Origin of the sequence: Pseudoalteromonas sp. bablab_jr010, assembly GCF_016464105.1 — a bacterium.
Taxonomy (GTDB): Bacteria; Pseudomonadota; Gammaproteobacteria; order Enterobacterales; family Alteromonadaceae; genus Pseudoalteromonas; species Pseudoalteromonas simplex.
Map to the genome: position 1 here is coordinate 1 of NZ_JACDWV010000154.1, position 18350 is coordinate 18350.

General features: G+C 41.4%; 14 protein-coding genes and 1 pseudogene. 1 reads left to right on the forward strand and 14 read right to left on the reverse strand.

Translation table 11 applies throughout. The annotated features are described in order from the left end of the window. Nucleotides 1-140: 140 nt before the first annotated feature. From ccoG to JIG37_RS16050, 9 genes and pseudogenes are all read right to left on the reverse strand, one after another. Nucleotides 141-1220 (reverse strand): annotated as a pseudogene (ccoG, locus tag JIG37_RS16010) (cytochrome c oxidase accessory protein CcoG); the annotation flags it as partial. Nucleotides 1221-1371: 151 nt separating this feature from the next. Next, nucleotides 1372-2778, reverse strand: a complete 1407-nt coding sequence (locus JIG37_RS16015) for a sigma 54-interacting transcriptional regulator (RefSeq protein ID WP_199529813.1) — start codon at nt 2776-2778, stop codon at nt 1372-1374. Between the two features lie 111 nt (nt 2779-2889). Next, nucleotides 2890-3447, reverse strand: a complete 558-nt coding sequence (locus JIG37_RS16020) for a DUF1439 domain-containing protein (RefSeq protein WP_166340678.1) — start codon at nt 3445-3447, stop codon at nt 2890-2892. 54 nt (nt 3448-3501) lie between these two features. After that, the gene (locus tag JIG37_RS16025; protein ID WP_199529814.1) at nt 3502-6183 is read right to left on the reverse strand and encodes a DUF349 domain-containing protein; all 2682 of its coding nucleotides are present in this window, start codon (nt 6181-6183) and stop codon (nt 3502-3504) included. Further along, nucleotides 6173-6454, reverse strand: a complete 282-nt coding sequence (locus JIG37_RS16030; RefSeq protein ID WP_054552899.1) for a DUF1315 family protein — start codon at nt 6452-6454, stop codon at nt 6173-6175. The genes JIG37_RS16025 and JIG37_RS16030 overlap by 11 nt, the downstream gene beginning before the upstream one ends. A gap of 1 nt (nt 6455) precedes the next feature. Then, nucleotides 6456-6782, reverse strand: a complete 327-nt coding sequence (locus tag JIG37_RS16035) for a hypothetical protein (RefSeq protein WP_054553080.1) — start codon at nt 6780-6782, stop codon at nt 6456-6458. Nucleotides 6783-6933: 151 nt separating this feature from the next. Further along, nucleotides 6934-8436: an alanine/glycine:cation symporter family protein gene (locus JIG37_RS16040; RefSeq protein WP_054552898.1), complete on the reverse strand. Its 1503-nt coding sequence runs from the start codon at nt 8434-8436 to the stop codon at nt 6934-6936. A 327-nt stretch (nt 8437-8763) separates the two neighbouring features. Next, nucleotides 8764-9891 carry a M14-type cytosolic carboxypeptidase gene (locus JIG37_RS16045; protein ID WP_166340676.1) on the reverse strand — a complete coding sequence of 376 codons (1128 nt, stop codon included), beginning with the start codon at nt 9889-9891 and terminating at the stop codon, nt 8764-8766. Nucleotides 9892-10093: 202 nt separating this feature from the next. After that, the gene (locus JIG37_RS16050; RefSeq protein ID WP_054552896.1) at nt 10094-11536 is read right to left on the reverse strand and encodes a glyceraldehyde-3-phosphate dehydrogenase; all 1443 of its coding nucleotides are present in this window, start codon (nt 11534-11536) and stop codon (nt 10094-10096) included. A gap of 174 nt (nt 11537-11710) precedes the next feature. On the opposite strand from JIG37_RS16050, the gene JIG37_RS16055 reads away from it, so the two are divergent. Then, nucleotides 11711-12517 carry a DUF2989 domain-containing protein gene (locus JIG37_RS16055; protein ID WP_166340675.1) on the forward strand — a complete coding sequence of 269 codons (807 nt, stop codon included), beginning with the start codon at nt 11711-11713 and terminating at the stop codon, nt 12515-12517. A 64-nt stretch (nt 12518-12581) separates the two neighbouring features. On the opposite strand, the gene ihfA is transcribed toward JIG37_RS16055, so the two are convergent. From ihfA to JIG37_RS16080, 5 genes are all read right to left on the reverse strand, one after another. After that, nucleotides 12582-12881: an integration host factor subunit alpha gene (gene ihfA / locus JIG37_RS16060; RefSeq protein WP_002960690.1), complete on the reverse strand. Its 300-nt coding sequence runs from the start codon at nt 12879-12881 to the stop codon at nt 12582-12584. A 2-nt stretch (nt 12882-12883) separates the two neighbouring features. After that, on the reverse strand, nt 12884-15271 hold the full coding sequence (gene pheT / locus JIG37_RS16065) for a phenylalanine--tRNA ligase subunit beta (protein ID WP_166340674.1): 2388 nt from the start codon (nt 15269-15271) through the stop codon (nt 12884-12886). Between the two features lie 15 nt (nt 15272-15286). After that, entirely contained in the window at nt 15287-16267 is a 981-nt protein-coding gene (gene pheS / locus JIG37_RS16070) for a phenylalanine--tRNA ligase subunit alpha (protein WP_054552893.1), read from the reverse strand. 77 nt (nt 16268-16344) lie between these two features. Continuing rightward, nucleotides 16345-17055: a DnaA regulatory inactivator Hda gene (gene hda, locus JIG37_RS16075; protein ID WP_199529816.1), complete on the reverse strand. Its 711-nt coding sequence runs from the start codon at nt 17053-17055 to the stop codon at nt 16345-16347. Beyond that, the gene (locus tag JIG37_RS16080; protein ID WP_199529815.1) at nt 17055-18110 is read right to left on the reverse strand and encodes a DUF2066 domain-containing protein; all 1056 of its coding nucleotides are present in this window, start codon (nt 18108-18110) and stop codon (nt 17055-17057) included. The genes hda and JIG37_RS16080 overlap by 1 nt, the downstream gene beginning before the upstream one ends. Between the last annotated feature and the right edge of the window lie 240 nt (nt 18111-18350).

Below are 18350 nucleotides of genomic sequence, written 5' to 3' on the forward strand. Positions count from 1 at the left end.
GAATATTACCGCGGTTAACGAGGGCTTGATTATAGTGAGACCAGTTTGTGATTTTGCTCATTGTTGTTGCACAGGCTAGTAGGATATAGATGATCTGATCACAGGCTGGCAAGATAGTTCAAACTTTTAGGAAACAACGCCTCACGAATGACAGAAGCCTCAATAGGTGTACGCATTGCCATCCACACAACCATGCCCACGACAAACAGCGCCGTTAAACCGCCATAGCCAAGCAGTTTTAATCTAAATGGGTTGGTCGTTTTGCCTTCCATTTGTTTTTCTGAGGCGTATTTGATCAGTCCTTTTTGATAGTTGAATTTTTCCATAGTGCTATCACACGCATCAATACATAAGCCACAGTTTATGCATTCATACTGCAAGCCATTACGAATATCGATACCCGCTGGGCATACTTCAACACATAGGTTACAGTCTACGCAGTCACCTAAGCCTAATTCTTTAGGGTCGGCTTTACGCTTACGCGCACCACGAGACTCCCCTCGCGCTTGATCATAGGTAACAACTAACGTGTCTTTATCAAACATCACTGATTGAAAACGCGAATATGGGCACGCCACTGTACACATTTTTTCACGTAAGAATCCCGCATTACCATAGGTACAAAACGCGAACAAGAATACCCAAAAGCTGACGATACCAGACATTTCTAGGGTAAATAAGCTCATGTATAGAGACTTAGCAGGAATGAAATAAGCCATAAATGACATAGATGTAAGCAATGAGATCACCAGCCAAGCTGCATGCTTAGTGATTTTCTTTTGCCATTTACTTACTGACCATTGAGCTTTATCAAGTTTAATACGCTGATTACGGTTACCTTCAACTTTGTGTTCGACCCAAGTAAACATCAGCATCCAAATTGTTTGAGGGCAAGTGTAACCACACCAAACACGCCCTAACCAATTAGTGACGAAAAACAATGCAAACGCCCCTGTCATAAATAACATAGCTAAGATCATAAAATCTTGTGGTAACAGCGTTAAACCAAACAGGGTAAATTTTTGGCTGGCTACATCGAGTAATACGGCTTGGCGGCCATCATAGGGGATCCACGGAATGGCGATGAACGTCAGCATCAGCACCCAGCCTAAGTAACGGCGGATACGTTGGAAATACCCCTTTTGCTCACGAATATAAATTGGCCCTTCTTGGTTGTAGGGCTTGATGATTAAGTCTTGCTCTTTAATATCAAATTTCATTTTGCTACTTACTTTTGTGTCGGTAATAGCCTGACAGAGCAACTATCAGGCCAACACAAAATAAAAATAAGTTATTGATATTAAATGATTAAATTTACATTCAAACAACTGAAAGCACGATATATCGCGAGTTATCGCGATATTTCACGATTTAGCGCTTTATCGCTAGCTTTTTCATTTTTGATCTAAGGGTACTTTCGGGAAGTCCCAGCAAGATTGCAGCACCATTTTCACCTGATATTTGCCCGTTACAGCGTTTTAGCACCTCACAAATATGCTGCTTTTGTACTGCATCAAGAGAAACCACCTGCTCATTTGATTGCTCGTTACTCAAAGGTGCTGAAAGCTGCAGTACAGTTTGCTTAGACAGAATTGCTTCACGTTCTAGAATATTTTGTAGCTCACGAATATTACCTGGCCAATCATAATTCGCCAGTTTGGTGAGTGTTGCTTTGCTAAGCCCTTTTAACTGTTTACCTAAGCGCTTGTTCAGCTGCGTAATAATATTTGCTGCGAGGAGTGGAATATCTTCCTTGCGCTCACGAAGTGCAGGCACACGAATGGGAAACACATTTAAGCGATAATACAAGTCCATTCGAAAGCTGCCCTGCTCAACCATTTGCCACAAGTTACGATTTGTTGCAGCTAACACTCGGATATCGACTTTTAAAGTTTGACTACCACCGACACGCTCAAACTCTTGCTCTTGTAGTACCCGCAGTAATTTACTTTGCGCCTCTAATGGCAGCTCTGCAACTTCATCTAAAAATAAAGTGCCTTTATCAGCCAGTTCAAAACGCCCTTTTCTGCGTTCATTAGCGCCAGTAAACGCCCCTTTCTCATGACCAAATAACTCAGATTCAATTAAGTTGGCGGAAAACGCCGCGCAGTTTACTTTTATGAAAGGTTGCTCAGCACGATTGCTCAAGCGGTGAAGGTTTCGTGCCACCAGCTCTTTACCCGTGCCGTTTTCACCTAAAATCAAAACCGTACTATTAGTTTGGCTTACCAAGGTAATTTGCTCGAGCATACTTTGAAATGAATGACTTTGCCCAACTAAGCCAGAGTCTTGCCAATCTTCGTTTAACTCTGAAATAAGGTAAGCATTTTCAGCTTGAAGCTGCTCAGATAGGTGCTGAACTTGTGCTAAGGCATCACGCAACGCCGCTTCTGTTTGCTGCTGTTTTGATACATCGCGAAAAATCGCGACTGCTCCAATCAAGGCACCATTTTTATAAACTGGCGTTGAAGTATACTCAACAGCAAAATAGCTTCCATCTTTACGCCAGAATACCTCATCGTTTACATGACGGTGTTTGCCATCGAACATAGTGCAATATATTTGGCATTCATCTGCAGGATATGGCGAGCCATCTTTACGAGTATGGTGATGATATTGATGTATTTTTTTACCAAGGAGTTCGTCTGCTTTCCAGCCTGTCATGCGCTCAGCGGCAGGGTTTACAAAAACTGCATTACCCGATAAATCGAAGCCATAAATTCCCTCGCCAACGGCGTTTAGCAATAACGTGGGGTCGTTTAAAAATTCCTTGATCATAGTAATCACTCAATTCGCGAAATATCACGAGCAATTATGACAAGGTTGAACATGCTTAACAAGCAATCATAAAAAAAGCGACTAGAAGCCGCTTTAATATATCGTATGGGTTTACAGTGTAGGCACTAAGATAATTTCGCCCTGAGATACTTTCATATCTAATGGTAATTTGCTCAATAGTGCAACTTTAGGGTCGTTCATATTTAACTTATAGACAGGATTAACCGCTAAAAAGCCGTTAATCACTTGCATTGCCTGATCATCTAATAAGTTTAAGCTGCCCTTGAAACCCGCGGTGTCGATTGTTGTATCAACCAGTTTTACATTACGTAAAAAGACCGCTTTTTTCTCGCTGTCATAAAATGGGCTACCTTCGATTTGTAGCTTTAAGCGTACTGGATACTTAAGCGCAAACGCTTTGATGACGGCACTAGAATCGGCCCCTAAAACCACCACATCACGTTTATCTGGGCCAACATTGACACTCAGGTCGTTTACCGCAAAATCAACTGGTAAGCCCATCAGCTTAATCTGTTCACTTAGTTTTGGTAATTGATTAGCAAGGGCTGCTTCAATTTCAGAGTTGGTAAACGAGTAAACAGACATCCCTTGATCTGTCGTTTTACATGCCCCTAAAAATAAACAGGTAAGTAGTAATAAAATTCTCATTGTTTTCCTCAAAAACACACGGAAAAAAACCGCTTTAAAAAGCGGTTTTATTCGTTAAATTGCAAATATTGCTTTAAGCCTTGCTAGTGTGTCAGCTGAAACTGAACCCTCACTGACTGCAAGTAATTGCTTTAAGTAATAATAAACATCTGCCTGTTCGCCACGGTGTTTATCATCTAACATCGCAACTTGCTCTGTCATACGTAACTGACTATCAGCCGATTCTACGCCTGCCAGAATTTCGATACGAGTTAACAGCTGCGCAGCGTTTAGCTTAGTTGTTAATGAAGCTTGAAACTGCGAAGGCAGTTCGCTGTTGCTTTCAAGAGCAGCAAATAAAGCCGTTAATTTAGACTGCTCTGCTTGCTTACTAATTAGCGCTGATTTTGCACTAATCGCTGCCTCTAACTGAGTCACGCGTGCCGATAACGCTTTTGAGTATTCAAGCTCTGCTAGCTTCACTGTTAAATCTTTAAGCTGTGCAAGATGCATCACGGTCTCAAGTGCAGACTCAAGCTCACTTAACTGCTGTGCGGCAACTTCGTCATTTTGTTGCTGTACTTGCTTTTGCTGTTCAAACTCAGCACTGCGCTTAGCAAAAGTCTCGTCATTAACTCGTCTGAATTGCTGCCATAAGGTGTTTTCAGCTTTCATTCCAGCAAAGCCAATAGTCTGCCAAGTTTGTTGAAGCGCTTTTAGCTCTTGGCACGCAGCAGCTAAATCATCACTTTGTGATAACTGTGTTGCTTGCTCAACAAGTGCTGCTTTTTGATCAGCGTTTGCTTTATGAAATGCAGCAAGTTGAGTTTGAACTTGTGATTGTGCAGCTTTGAATTGCGCTTGTAGTTCACGGTATGTTTTAGGATCGACGTTACCTGCAGAACGCCACGCTTTTGCGGTACGGTTGAACTTGCTTTCAAACTGCTTCCAATCAAACTCATCAGAAGAGCTATCAAGCTCTGTTAACTGCTGCATTTGCGAGATTATTTCAACGCGCTGTGCTTTAGCTTGTTCACGTTGTTGCTCTTGCTCTGCGAAATACTCACGACACGGCGCAAACAGTAATTCAATTTGTTGATCGAATAACTCGCCTTGTTGCTTTTCTGCATCAGTATCTAAACGCCCTAACTCATTCCAACGACGACGTAACTGTTTAACATGCTCTGCACGTTGTTTAGGGTCAGTACACTCGGTTGCAACAAGTTCATTTACTTCAACGAGTAGCGCATCACGCTTTGGTGCCGATGCGTATTTTTGCCAATCTTTTGCTTCTGCTAGTTGGGCTTCTAAATCAGCTTTAAGGCTATTTAATGGCTGTTTGTAATAGTCTGTAAGTGTTGCGTATAGCTCTTCAAAACCTTTAAACACACCAAAGGCAACATTAAAGCGACCTTGCTCAATTAAGCGTTTTACATCACGAGCTTTACGCTTAGCTGTTTGTTGATTTTTCTCAAACTTATTCGTCAGCGGTGCCATCGCTTGCTGCCAACTGTTTATTGTTTCAGCTAAATTTGCTTTGAAGCGACCTTGTAAACGACTAGGAATACTTGCCAGCTTTTTACGTGCTAGTTTTTGCTGTTGCTCAAACTGCTGCTTTAAGCCGTCAAACTCGCTTTCATCTTCAGTTGTCGCAACGATATTTAATTGATCAAATGCCTCTTTAAACTCAGCAATCGCGCTAACTAGTTGCGGTAACTGTTCAACTTGCTTAAATAAAGTTGCTAAATGCTGTTTTACATCACTAACATGTTTACTTTCAGATAAGTTCGCCTCTGCTAAGGCATCTTTTGCCTCTACAACTTTTGCCTCTAGCCAATCTTGTTGAATTTGCTCTGGTGTTTCTAAACCTAATTGCAATGCATTTTCAATTTCTTCGCCAATTGCTTCAAGGCTTGCAAGTGCTAATACCTGACGTTGTTGCTCAGCTAACGCTTGCTGCGCTGCTTCATGCTCTTTACTTAAAACTGCAATATGCGATTCAAGCTTTTGCGTAATCGCTGAATATTTCTTATCTAACGTGCTTACTTGCTCATCGCTCAGCCATTTTAGTTCGATAGCTTGCCACTGCTGTAATAACTCAGCATGTTGCATCGACACTAACTGAAAGTCATTTTTATCACGAAGCGCATTAAGCTTTGCTAATACCACACGTGTATCAGCTTCTACTTTGGCAGGCATTTCTATCGCTAAGCGTTCATTGTCAAGATGAGTCGCCAGTTGGGTATGCGCCTCACCTTTTGCATGCTTTAATAGTGATTTAGCAAGTTGATGATTAATCACAAGCTCAACAAGTTGCAATTGCAGCTCTTCACGGCCTTCTTTAAAAGCTTTATCAATTAAGCTTGGGTTTGCTAAACGCTTTAATAACTTAACACGAACTTGAAGTTCTTTTTCTGCAAAGGCGAGTTTCTCAAGAGTTTTGACTGGTGCATAACGCTCAATAAATTCATTTTTGATATTTGCATCTAGTTGGCTGTCGGTATTTAAAACCGCTTGGTTAATATGCTGCTCAGCAAGGTCTTTCAGTGCTTGGTCTTGCTTGTATGCTTGCCACCATAAAACAATATCGTTCACTTTGTTTAATGCTTTTTTGCGTATTTCAGCTGAGCTGTCTTCAAGGGCAATGCTATTTAAGATGCTAAGGTCACGCTCTGTATCAAGACGTTCTACCGCAGCTAAACGCACTTGGTTTTTAGGATGCTTCCACTTTGGAGTAAACAGGTGTTTAAAGATCATTTTCACTAAACCTAGCTATTTCATTTTCTGATGCGAATTCTTTTTGCAATTGAGCTTTGCTCTTTTGCACCATTTCACCATTTGCGCCAATGGTAAATTGCTCATTGCTTTGCGAAACTTTAGCTTGATAAAGCATTACGAGTTGAACGGTTTGTTGTTTTTGCTCCTCAGTCAAAGGGGTGCCGTCTGGCCACTTACCCGTAGAGGCACCATACTGAAGACGTTCAAATACTTCTGGGGTGATATTTTTAACGATGTGATCAATATTCATGTTACTTTTTCTTTTTTAAAACAACTAAATAGATGCGGCTCACAAGATACCACACAAAACCTACTGCCATTGCCGATGTATAGGCATACCACTCAAGAGACTTTGCTTCGGGGTGCATAAAGTAATAACAGAAAAAGCCCCCTAAAAATAAAATCAGTGCGAGGAAAGACTGATTCATAAACTTTTGTTGTCTACGAATGCGCGTTTCTTTTTGCATTTGCTGCAATTGCTCATTGCTTAGATCGGTGACTTGGCATTCACAATGCGGGCATTGCTTATGTTTGTCAGATATTGATTTTGCACACTGCGGGCAACTAATAATCGCCATATCTTTCTCCATACTACGCATAAAAAAGGCGCCTTTAGGCGCCCTTTATTGTACTTGTTTTATGAGTCGATGTCTTTTTTGAATTTCATTCATTTATGAAGATTCGAAAACCTGCACAACTAAATTCACCGTAAAAACTCAAAAAAACGATTTATTGTTTCTGTTTCGCCTTTTCAGCTAGACGCTTTTCCCAGAAAGTCGCATTTTTAATGCCTAATTTAACGGGATCAAAAGTGATTTCACCACCGGCTTTCTTTTGATCTTCGTAATCACGTAAACAGTTAAGTGCAGGTTTTGCGACAAAGAAAATAGCCAAAATACCCACAATATTGATCCAGGCCATTAAGCCTACGCCAATGTCACCAATATTCCAGATGTAACCTGAGTTGTTTACCATACCGTAAGCCACCATAAACATGATGACAAACTTCACAACAACCAACGGAATATTGCCTTTGAAATAACGGTTTAAATAAGCAACGTTCGTTTCAGCAATATAGTAATAAGCAAGAATTGTAGTAAATGCGAAGAAGAATAAAGCAATACCAACGAATGCTTCACCAAAGCCACCAAATACGCTAAATAATGCCATTTGTGTAAAAGCAGCAGAGCCTACTTCAGTTGCAGCATCAACGTTTTGCACAATGAATTGACCTGCAGGTAACTCACCCACAATGTTGTATTGTTTAGTGATTAGAATCATTAACGCAGTTGCTGTACAAACAAAAATGGTATCAACATAAACAGAAAATGCTTGCACTAAGCCTTGTTGAGCTGGGTGATCTACCTCGGCAGCTGATGCTGCATGCGGACCCGTACCTTGCCCTGCTTCGTTTGAGTAAATACCACGTTTAACACCCCAACCAATAGCAGCACCAAAGCCTGCTTGCGCGGTGAATGCATCAGATAAGATCATTGAGAAGATACCTGGCACTTTATCTAGGTTTAAGAACACCACGATTAACGCTAACACGATGTAACCTAGCGCCATAAATGGCACCACAATTTGTGTGAAGTTTGCGATACGTTTAATGCCACCAAAGATGATAAATGCAAGCACAATTAAGATGATTGCAAGAGCAACCAACTTAAAGCTACCTACTTCACCAAAGCTGGTGCTAACCAATGTGCCTTCACCAAAAACTTGTGTGAATGCATTACCTACCGCATTCGCTTGAACGCCCGGAAGGAATACACCACAAGCAATAATCGCCGATACTGCAAATAATACGGCTAACCACTTTTGCTGTAAGCAGCGGTCGAAGTAATATGCTGGGCCACCGCGATATTGACCGTCTTCTTCTGATTTATAAATCTGACCAAGTGTTGACTCGGCATACGCAGTACTTGCACCAAGAAACGCAACTATCCACATCCAGAAAATCGCACCCGGACCACCAAAGCCGATTGCTGCAGCAACCCCGGCAATATTACCTACACCTACACGGCCTGATAACGAAACCGCTAGCGCTTGAAACGAAGAAATACCCGTATCTGAATTATTAGAGCTAAGTAATAATTTACACATTTCTTTAAAATGTCTAACTTGTGCGAATCGGGTTAAAACGGAATAAAACAGACCTGCGCCTAGACATAAATAAATGAGTGCATCACTCCAAATTATGTCGTTAACGGCGCTTACTAAAGCTTCCATGGATATCCTCTATGATTATATTTTTTATTGTTAGTTACGATACTCAGCGTGAGCTTGTGAGAATGCGCGACTCGATAACTGTGAGAAATAAAAATGAAATTTTGTTACTTCACAGCTGAATATATTGGATATTAACTTAAACCAACCAAGTTTGTTAACAGTTAATTTTCAATATGATAAATGTACCTACTAAATTAACATTCGATGCATCCTGCTCTGCACCGCTGCTTTTTTAACTTTCATACCAATTTGTTTAATTAAGTATTTTTGCAAATTGGTATCAGATACAATTACGGGCATCAGTTTTGCTGATGCCCGTAAGGGTCGTTATCTTAATTTATCAACCACGTTAACAATAGCCGCTAACGTATCTTGACCAAATTGATACGAGCGACGATCTGACCAGCCATAATCTGGATCTGGTAAATCATCGTTATCTTTAAATGGCATCTCTACCGTGTACGCTAATGCATTAAATTCATGCGCGACAGCAGAAGAACCGACAGTTAAGTTAGCCTGGCCCGGCTCATCTTTTGGATAACCATGTTCGTCTTGGAACTCAGGCGTCACAGTTAAAAGCGCAGCTTTAAAGCTATCTTCTAACTCTTTTAAGCGATCATCGTAGCCCGGGATACCTTCACTACCCGCAACAAAGTTATAAGGAATTGCTTCGTCACCATGAATATCTAAGTGCATATCAAGGCCAGTTTCTCGCATTTTGTTAAGCACTAAGAAAACTTCAGGGCTATTTTCCATGCTCGGTGTTTGCCATTCACGGTTCAAGTTAACGCCTTTAGCGTTAGTACGTAGGTGACCACGCACACTGCCATCTGGGTTCATATTTGGCACGATGTAGAATACCGCTTTAGATAATAGTGCCGCTGCATGTGGGTCTTCATCATCAAGTAATTTATGAAGTAAACCTTCAACGTACCACTCAGCCATAGTTTCGCCTGGGTGCTGGCGCGCCGTGATCCAGATTTTTTTCTTCTCACTGCTAGGAATACCCACACGTAAAACACTCATGTCACGGCCATCAAGGGTTTCGCCTAATGTTTCTAATTCACAGGCATGTTGGCTTTGTGCCCATGCTAGTAAATCTAAGTGACGGTCATAGCTGTATGGCGCAAAGTAAGCAAAGTACATGCTGCCGCACTCAGGCTCTACTTCAAATGATAGTGTGCCGTTTGCGTACTCAGATGGGACACGGAACCAAGTTTGACGGTCGTATGATGCAACCGCATGGTAACCTTCCCAGCCATCAGGGTATGCTGAGTTCTCTAGGTTATTAATGTATAATTTATGGTTTTGAAACGCAGTTGTTTCAAGACGAAAGTGAAACCACTGGAAAAAATCAGACTGATTGTCTTTATTGATTTCTAATTGAATATTCAGTGGATCAACGGCTTCAATAACCTTGATATTACCACTGTCAAAATTGCTGGTGATTTTCATTCTATAAACCTATTGGTTAAAAATAATTCTTAGCTATTCGCTTGTTAGTTCAGAATTAAGTCAACGCTCTGTAGTTAGAACGTTTTGTTAGTAATATGGTGTAGACCCTTAACAGCCTATCACATGCTGAAAATTTGCAAAAACTTTCACGACTAAAAAAGCCAGCATAATGCTGGCTTCTAGATTCTTTATAACTTAGGTATTAGCGAGGTAAGCTTGGGAAAGTTACTTCAGCCATATCACGCATACAACGTACTACCTGACAGCTATAACCGAACTCGTTATCGTACCAAACGTAAAGTACAACGCGGTTGTCATCTACGATTGTCGCTTGTGAATCAACAACACCTGCGTAACGGCTACCTACTAAGTCAGTCGATACGATTTCAGTAGACGCTGTGTAATCGATTTGATCACGAAGGTCTGAATGAAGTGCTGTTTCACGTAAGAACGCATTTAGTTCTTCAACAGTTGTACCTTTTTCAAGGTTTAAGTTCAAGATAGCCATTGATACGTTTGGCGTAGGAACACGGATAGCGTTACCAGTTAGTTTACCTTCAAGCTCAGGTAAAGCTTTAGAAACCGCTTTTGCAGCACCTGTTGAAGTGATAACCATGTTAAGTGCAGCAGCACGGCCACGACGCTCAGCTTTGTGGTAGTTATCAATTAAGTTTTGGTCATTGGTGTACGAGTGAACAGTTTCAACGTGACCATTTTTGATACCAAACTTATCGTTAAGCGCTTTTAACGTTGGCGTAATAGCATTGGTCGTACAGCTTGCTGCACAGACAATTTTATCTTCAGGTTTGATATCTTGGTTGTTAACACCGTACACGATGTTCTTGATGTTACCTTTAGCTGGTGCAGTTAATAATACTTTAGCTGCGCCTTTCGCTTCTAAGTGCTGACCAAGGCCTGCTTCGTCTTTCCAAATACCTGTGTTATCAACAATAAGCGCATTCTCAATGCCGTAAGCTGTGTAATCAACTTCGCTTGGTGAGTTAGCATAGATAACTTGGATGTAGCTACCGTTAGCTTTAATTGCATTGCGCTCTTTGTCAATTGTAATTGAGCCATTGAATGGACCGTGGATAGAATCACGACGAAGTAAGCTTGCACGCTTTTCTAGGTCACCATCTTTACCACCACGTACAACGATTGCACGTAAACGTAGGTCTGCATAAGGACCTGACTTCTCGATTAAAAGACGCGCTAATAAACGACCGATACGACCGAAACCGTATAACACAACATCACGTGGTTCTTTACGCTCTGAGTTTGCGATTTCTGCTAATTCGTCAGTTAAGTACTCTTCAACTGAGCGACCTTTAGCAGCATCGTTAAACAAATAACCATACGCTAGTTTACCAATATCGATACGTGCTGAGTTTAAGTCCATTTTGCTAATTGCTTCTAAGAAAGGGAAGCTTTCACGTAAACGTAGTTTTGTACCTTCAAACTGAGCAACTGTTTTGTGTGCTTTGATGATATCGATTGTACTGGCATTAACGAGAGGACGGCCATATACAGCGATTTCGATACCACGATTACGGTAAAGTCTACCAATAATAGGTTGCATACTTTCTGCGTAATCTTGACGTTCTTGCCAGCTGCTTGTGTATTCTAACTCGTGAGATGAGGTCATTTTTTTTACCTAATTAAACAATTTTGAACGGATAGCCTTAAAAAATGTGTTGTGATTTGAGAGCAACACATCTCAGGCAGGGGTATTCTAATTTAAACTCGAACGATTCTCCACTGTTACAGAACAAATCATTGCGCTAGAATAAAGTAGTACAAATTAAGTAGAGGTTAAGGAATGTTATTAAGAGCAAGCGTGTTGCTTGGTTTATTGGCATTAGCAGGCTGTGAAGATCCGCTTACACTGGCGAAAGTGTGCGACGAAACACCTGGCTTCTGCAGTGATTTAAATAAAGACAGTCACTGTAAAGAGCAACGTGCCGAGGTCATCATTCAACGTTATGTTGAATATAAGTCGCCAACAGACGAAAACAAATATCAATTATTAAAAGACTTTGAGAAATACGATCAATGTGTATCGCTTGCGGCCAAGATTGAGCATATAAAACTAAAAGAAAAAACCACCTCTCGCGTTGAAGGTCATTTAACAAGCATTAAAGAAATGACACGTATTTTTCAAGATACCAAAAACACAGACCACCCAGGCTTGTTGTATTACCATTGGTCACGTAATAATGACCAATCTGCGTTAACTAAATTACTCGCCTTGGAAGAAAAACAAGATAAACGGGTGACTGAAGATGCCGAAATGCAGTTTTTCTTAGCTAGCTACTACGTGAAGTTTGATGATGAAAAAACCATTGATTTGCTCTACAAAACGCTAGAGCTAAATCAAGCAGGTGAAACACCCAACCCTGAGATCTACCCTACTCTTGTGAGCTTATTCTACAAACACGAAAAGTATAAGCATGCCTACACGTTTGCACGTGTAGCACAATTATCAGGGTATGAAGATGTCGATATTTTACCTATCGAAAATCAACTTGCTGCCGCAGGCAAAAGCCTAGACAGCTTAGATGATTTAGCACAAAAAACCTACGACAGTATCCAAGAAGGAAGCTTCGTATCACCACGCGGGTTTTGATAATTCCAACTCGCTAATGTGCAGTGCTCAGACAAATAAAAAAGGCAGCTAACGCTGCCTTTTCTTATTTTGCTTTGCTTGTGCCAACTTCTACACGAGTTTTTAGCTTTTGACCTGGTCTAAAAGTCACAACTCGGCGCGCCGAAATAGGAATATCTTCACCTGTTTTCGGATTGCGGCCTGGACGTTCTTTCTTATCTCGAAGATCAAAGTTACCAAATCCAGAGAGCTTAACCTGCTCGCCTTTTTCTAGCGCTGAGCGGATTTCTTCAAAAAACGCTTCAACTAAATCTTTGGCATCTTTTTTATTGATCCCGAGTTTTTCAAATAGGTGTTCAGCTATGTCGGCTTTAGTAAGCGCCATATCTAGTCCCTCAACGATGCGTTAAATTGTTCGGCCAGTGCGGCCACCACATTATCAACTACTTGATTGATATCTTTCTCTTCGAGCGTTCTATCAACCGCTTGCAGTGTTAGAGCAATCGCCAAACTCTTATAATTTGGCTCAATACCTTTGCCCTTATACACATCGAATAAGTTTAGGTCAACCAATTGATTTCCGCCAACTTTTTCTATGACATTTAAAATATCGCCAGATTTTACGTGATCTTCCACTAAAATCGCGATATCACGGCGGTTTGACGGGAATTTCGACACTGCCACGGCTTCTGGTAATTTTCTTTTTTCTAGTGCAGACATTTCGATTTCAAACACAAATGCTGTGTTGTTGATATCTAGTGACTTTTGCGCTTGTGGGTGCACTGCACCAAAGAAACCTACTTTCTTACCATCAACATAAATAACCGCTGATTGGCCTGGGTGTAAGCCATCAGACTGCTCTGCTTTTATCTCAAAACGTGACGAATCGTTACTAATAGCTAAAAGTGCTTCAACATCACCTTTTAAGTCATAGAAATCAACGCTACGCTTTTCTTGAACCCAATGTTCACCGTGCGCAAGACCAGAGATTACACCACCGATAACAGCAACTTGGTTTACGCCGTTTTCAGCATTTTCGTCACGTAAGAATTTTAAGCCGTGCTCAAATAAACGGACGCGTGGTTGCTGGCGGTTTTGATTGTAAACTAGCGACGCTAATAGACCTGGCATTAAGCTCACGCGCATTGCTGACATTTCAACCGAAATTGGGTGTGGCAATACAAGCGCATCACTTTGCGGGTGTAAAATTGCTTGTGCTTTTGGATCAACGAAGCTGTAAGTAATTGCTTCTTGGTAACCACGTGTTACAAGCGTATTGCGGAATTTAGTTACCGCAACATGCGACTCGTCATGGTTAGTCATTTTTAATTTAGCAGTTGGTGCAACGTTAGGAATGCTGTTATAGCCGTATACACGCGCAACTTCTTCAATTAAATCTTCTTCGATACGAATATCAAAGCGATAGCTAGGTACGTCAGCACTCCATACACCATCAACAACTTTAACGTCTAAACCTAAACGCGTTAGGATGTCAGTTACTTTTGCATCATCAATGTGGTGGCCAATTACACGGTCTAAACGCTCACGACGTAAACGCACTTCTGTTACTTTTGGTAATTTGTCAGTTGCAACTGCTTCAACAACTGGACCTGCTTCACCGCCAACAATTTCAAGAAGTAATGCTGTCGCTCGTTCCATCGCATCTTTTTGCAGTGCAAAATCGACACCACGCTCGTAACGGTGTGACGCATCTGTGTGTAAACCGTAGCTACGTGCTTGACCCGCAATAGCGACAGGGTTAAAGAATGCACTTTCTAATAAAATATCTGAAGTTGCTTCAGTTACACCTGAGTTTTCACCACCAAAAATACCTGCAATAGCAAGCGCTTTATTGTGATCAGCAATCACAAGCGTAGACTCGTTTAGTTTTGCAGTGTTGCCATCTAACAGAACTAACTCTTCGCCTGCATTCGCGCTACGTACTTTAATACCACCTTCAATTGCATTTAAATCAAATGCGTGCATTGGGTGGCCTAGCTCTAATAACACGTAATTTGTTACATCAACAACAGGGTCAATTGAGCGAATACCACTGCGACGAAGTTTTTCTACCATCCAAAGTGGTGTTTCTGCATCAAGGTTAATACCTTTGATCACACGACCTAAATAACGAGGACACGCATCATCATTCACAAGCTCAATCGATACTTTGTCATCAATCGTTGCAGCAACTGCTGCGATTTCAAGTGTGTTTACATCAACACTGTTAAGTACACCCACTTCACGCGCTAGGCCTTTGATACCTAGGCAATCACCACGGTTAGGTGTTAAGTCAACATCAATAATGTTGTCGTCTAGGCTTAAGTACTCACGTAAATCAGTACCGATTGGTGCATCACTTGGTAATTCCATGATGCCATCACCTTCTTCGCTGATACCTAACTCAACGAATGCGCACAGCATACCGTGTGAAGGTTGACCACGAAGTTTGGCTTTTTTGATTTTGAAGTCGCCTGGTAATACAGCGCCAACAGTCGCAACAGCGACTTTTAAACCTTGACGACAGTTAGGTGCACCACACACGATATCAAGTAGCTCATCACCACCTACGTTTACTTTAGTTACACGTAACTTATCAGCGTCTGGGTGTTGACCACACTCAACCACTTCACCAACAACAACGCCTGTGAACTCAGCTGCTGCAGGCTCAACACCGTCAACTTCAAGACCAGCCATTGATAACTGTTCCGAAAGAGCCTGTGTGTCGATTGCTGGGTTAACCCACTCTCTTAACCACTTTTCACTAAATTTCATTTTATATCTTCACTCTTAACGGAACTGGTTTAGGAATTTTAAATCGTTTTCGAAAAATGCACGTAAGTCGTTTACGCCGTAACGCAACATCGTCAAGCGCTCAACACCCATACCGAATGCAAAGCCTGTGTATTTTTCTGGATCAATACCCACTGATTTAAGAACGTTAGGGTGAACCATGCCACAGCCTAATACCTCTAACCACTTGCCGTTTTTACCCATAACATCAACCTCAGCTGATGGCTCGGTAAATGGGAAGTAAGAAGGACGGAAACGAATTTCCATATCTTCTTCAAAGAAGTTACGTAAGAAGTCGTGCAGAATACCTTTTAACTCAGTGAAGCTTACATCTGTATCAACCATTAAGCCTTCCACTTGGTGGAACATTGGCGTGTGTGTTTGGTCGTAATCGTTACGATAAACACGACCTGGAGAAATGATGCGCAGTGGTGGCTGCTCAGTTTCCATGGTACGGATTTGTACACCACTTGTTTGTGTACGTAATACAAGCTTAGGGTTGAAATAGAAAGTATCGTGATCAGCACGCGCTGGGTGGTGCTCAGGAATATTTAGCGCATCGAAGTTATGAAAATCATCTTCAACTTCAGGACCTGATTTAACCGCAAAACCTAACTCACCAAAAAAGCTTTCAATACGTTCAATAGTACGAGTTACTGGGTGTAAGCCACCTGTTGGCATAACACGACCCGGTAAAGTTACGTCGATCGTTTCTGCAGCTAGTTTCTCTTCAAGAGCCTTACTTGCTAGTAACTCACGCTTTTCGTTAATGGCTGTTTGTACTTCTTGTTTTGCTTGGTTAATCACTTGACCCGCTTCTTTACGCTCTTCAGGGGCAATCTTGCCTAGCGTTTTAAGTAAGCTGGTGATTTCACCTTTTTTACCAAGGTAATTAACCCTGATATCTTCTAGTTGCGCGATTTCATTCGCACTGGCAACTGCCTCAAGTGCTTGCGCTAAAATATTTTCTAAGTTCATTGAGTACCTGGTCTTTCACAGAAGGATTTTTGTAATAGCTAATGATAACTGAAAGCAAGGACTAGATTCTAGCCCTACTAAAGCTTTAACGTTGATTTTATAAAAGGAATTGTTAATTTTCTTTGTGCGGCCATTGAGGCGTGGTCAAGTTTATCTAAAACGTCTAATAATGCACGCATATCACGGCTTAATCGCGTTAATAAAAAGCGCGCGCATTCATCAGTCAATTCAAGGCCACGCATGTGAGCACGGCGTACGAGCGCTTCGGCTTTGTCATCATCGCTCATTGAACGAATTTGTAACGTTGTGCCCCACTTCAAACGCGAAACTAAATCCGGTAGGTTGATATGCAGCATGTCAGGTAATAAATCAGCTGTGACCACAAGGTATTTGCCCGGCTCATTGAAGCGATTGAAAAAGTTAAATAATCCTTTCTCCCATGCATCGTTGCCTGCTACCAAGTGCACGTCATCAATACATAACACGTCAAGGTTTTCGAGGCCTTCAAGTACTACAGGGCCGTAGTCAACCACTTCACGCATCGAAAGTAACATGGTTGACAAACCGCGCTCTTGAGCGTGAATACAGGTCGCATACAACAGGTGCGATTTACCTGAATCGCCCAAACCGCATAAATAAGTATATTGAAATTTGTTACTAAGCTTTGTGAACGCATCTTTAAGGTGACTCACTTCAAGCGAGTTTTCGCCACCAAAATAAGAAGTAAATGTTTCATCATCAGGCAAAGTAACTGGCAATGCCATTTGCATTGGTTCTTGCACTGCGATTAAAGCCCCTGCCACTGATATTCAAGCTCATCTTTATTGACTACTTGATAGAAATCACGCGGGTCCTGATACGCTTTAAAGGCACTATCAAGTTCTAACGCTTTTCTAAAATCATTCATGCTGCCAGTGTGATTAACTGTAAATTGAACGCTATCAGGTGTACGCACAGATATTACGGCACGAGTAACAACACTTAAGCTCTCTAAACGGCGTTTAGCAAATTCAATATCAACAAAGTTATTGATACCTTTAAGATAGAAAGTTGCTGTCGCAAGTTGGCCAATCATCGTTGGATCTATTGCGTATTCTGCTGCTAAGCCACCTGCTAAACTATCAATCATGTCTGCAACAATTTGCTGCTTATCACCCATCAAACGATTAGTATCGAATAATTCAGCATTAGTGAAACGCCAATCAAGGATCCAGGTTTCTGAATCAGCTTGTTGATACATTCTTGCAGTAATACTGCGCTCAGCACTATAACGGCTTGAAGCTCGCTCTACAGGCTCAGAGAAATTACCCCACACTTCTGGTATCCCAACAATAGCGCGATCTTGTAAATCAAGTAGTGGCACAACGACAGGTAAACCACGACGACTTGCTTTGTCGTATATAAGCTGTTCAAGCTGTGGGTATGATTCTTGAGTAACCAATTCACGGCGCCAGTTATCTTCAATGCCTAACCAGATAGCCACTAAAGGACGACGCGTGCCCCACAATGGCAAGCCAAGATCTTTGATTAATGCATTAATCTTATTGGCTTCGAACTTAACAACTAGATTTAAACTGCCATCTGCTTTTTCGTCATATTCAAATTTGAGCATGTAATCGGAAATGTCGCGGGTGCGTTGTTTAGCAACTGGGTTTTGATCTGCGCTTGTGTCCCCACTTACTTTCACCAACACATTTAGCAGAGCTTCACGGCTTGCTGCCAAACGAGCATCACGTGATTTGTCTGCAACTTTAAGAGTATCTTGATATAAACTAGTCACCTCAACAGCAAAGGTTGAAGCACTCGAAAAAAATAATAATAAACAAATAAGTAATCTAGACACAGGCCATTAGTTCTTGCTTTTAAACTGATTTGATCCTAAATCAAAGCCATAAACAAAGCAAAGTTAATTTAATGAACGGCAGCTGAGCGAGCTCGTGAATTATACCATTCCGCTTAAATATCTGATCTAATATAGGCTATATAAAATCACCGGTTAATAACATTGAATCCAAACATATCTGAACAGCTTTTAGCGCTTTCTCGTAAAGAACCAAACGCACGAAAACGCATGCGATTGCTC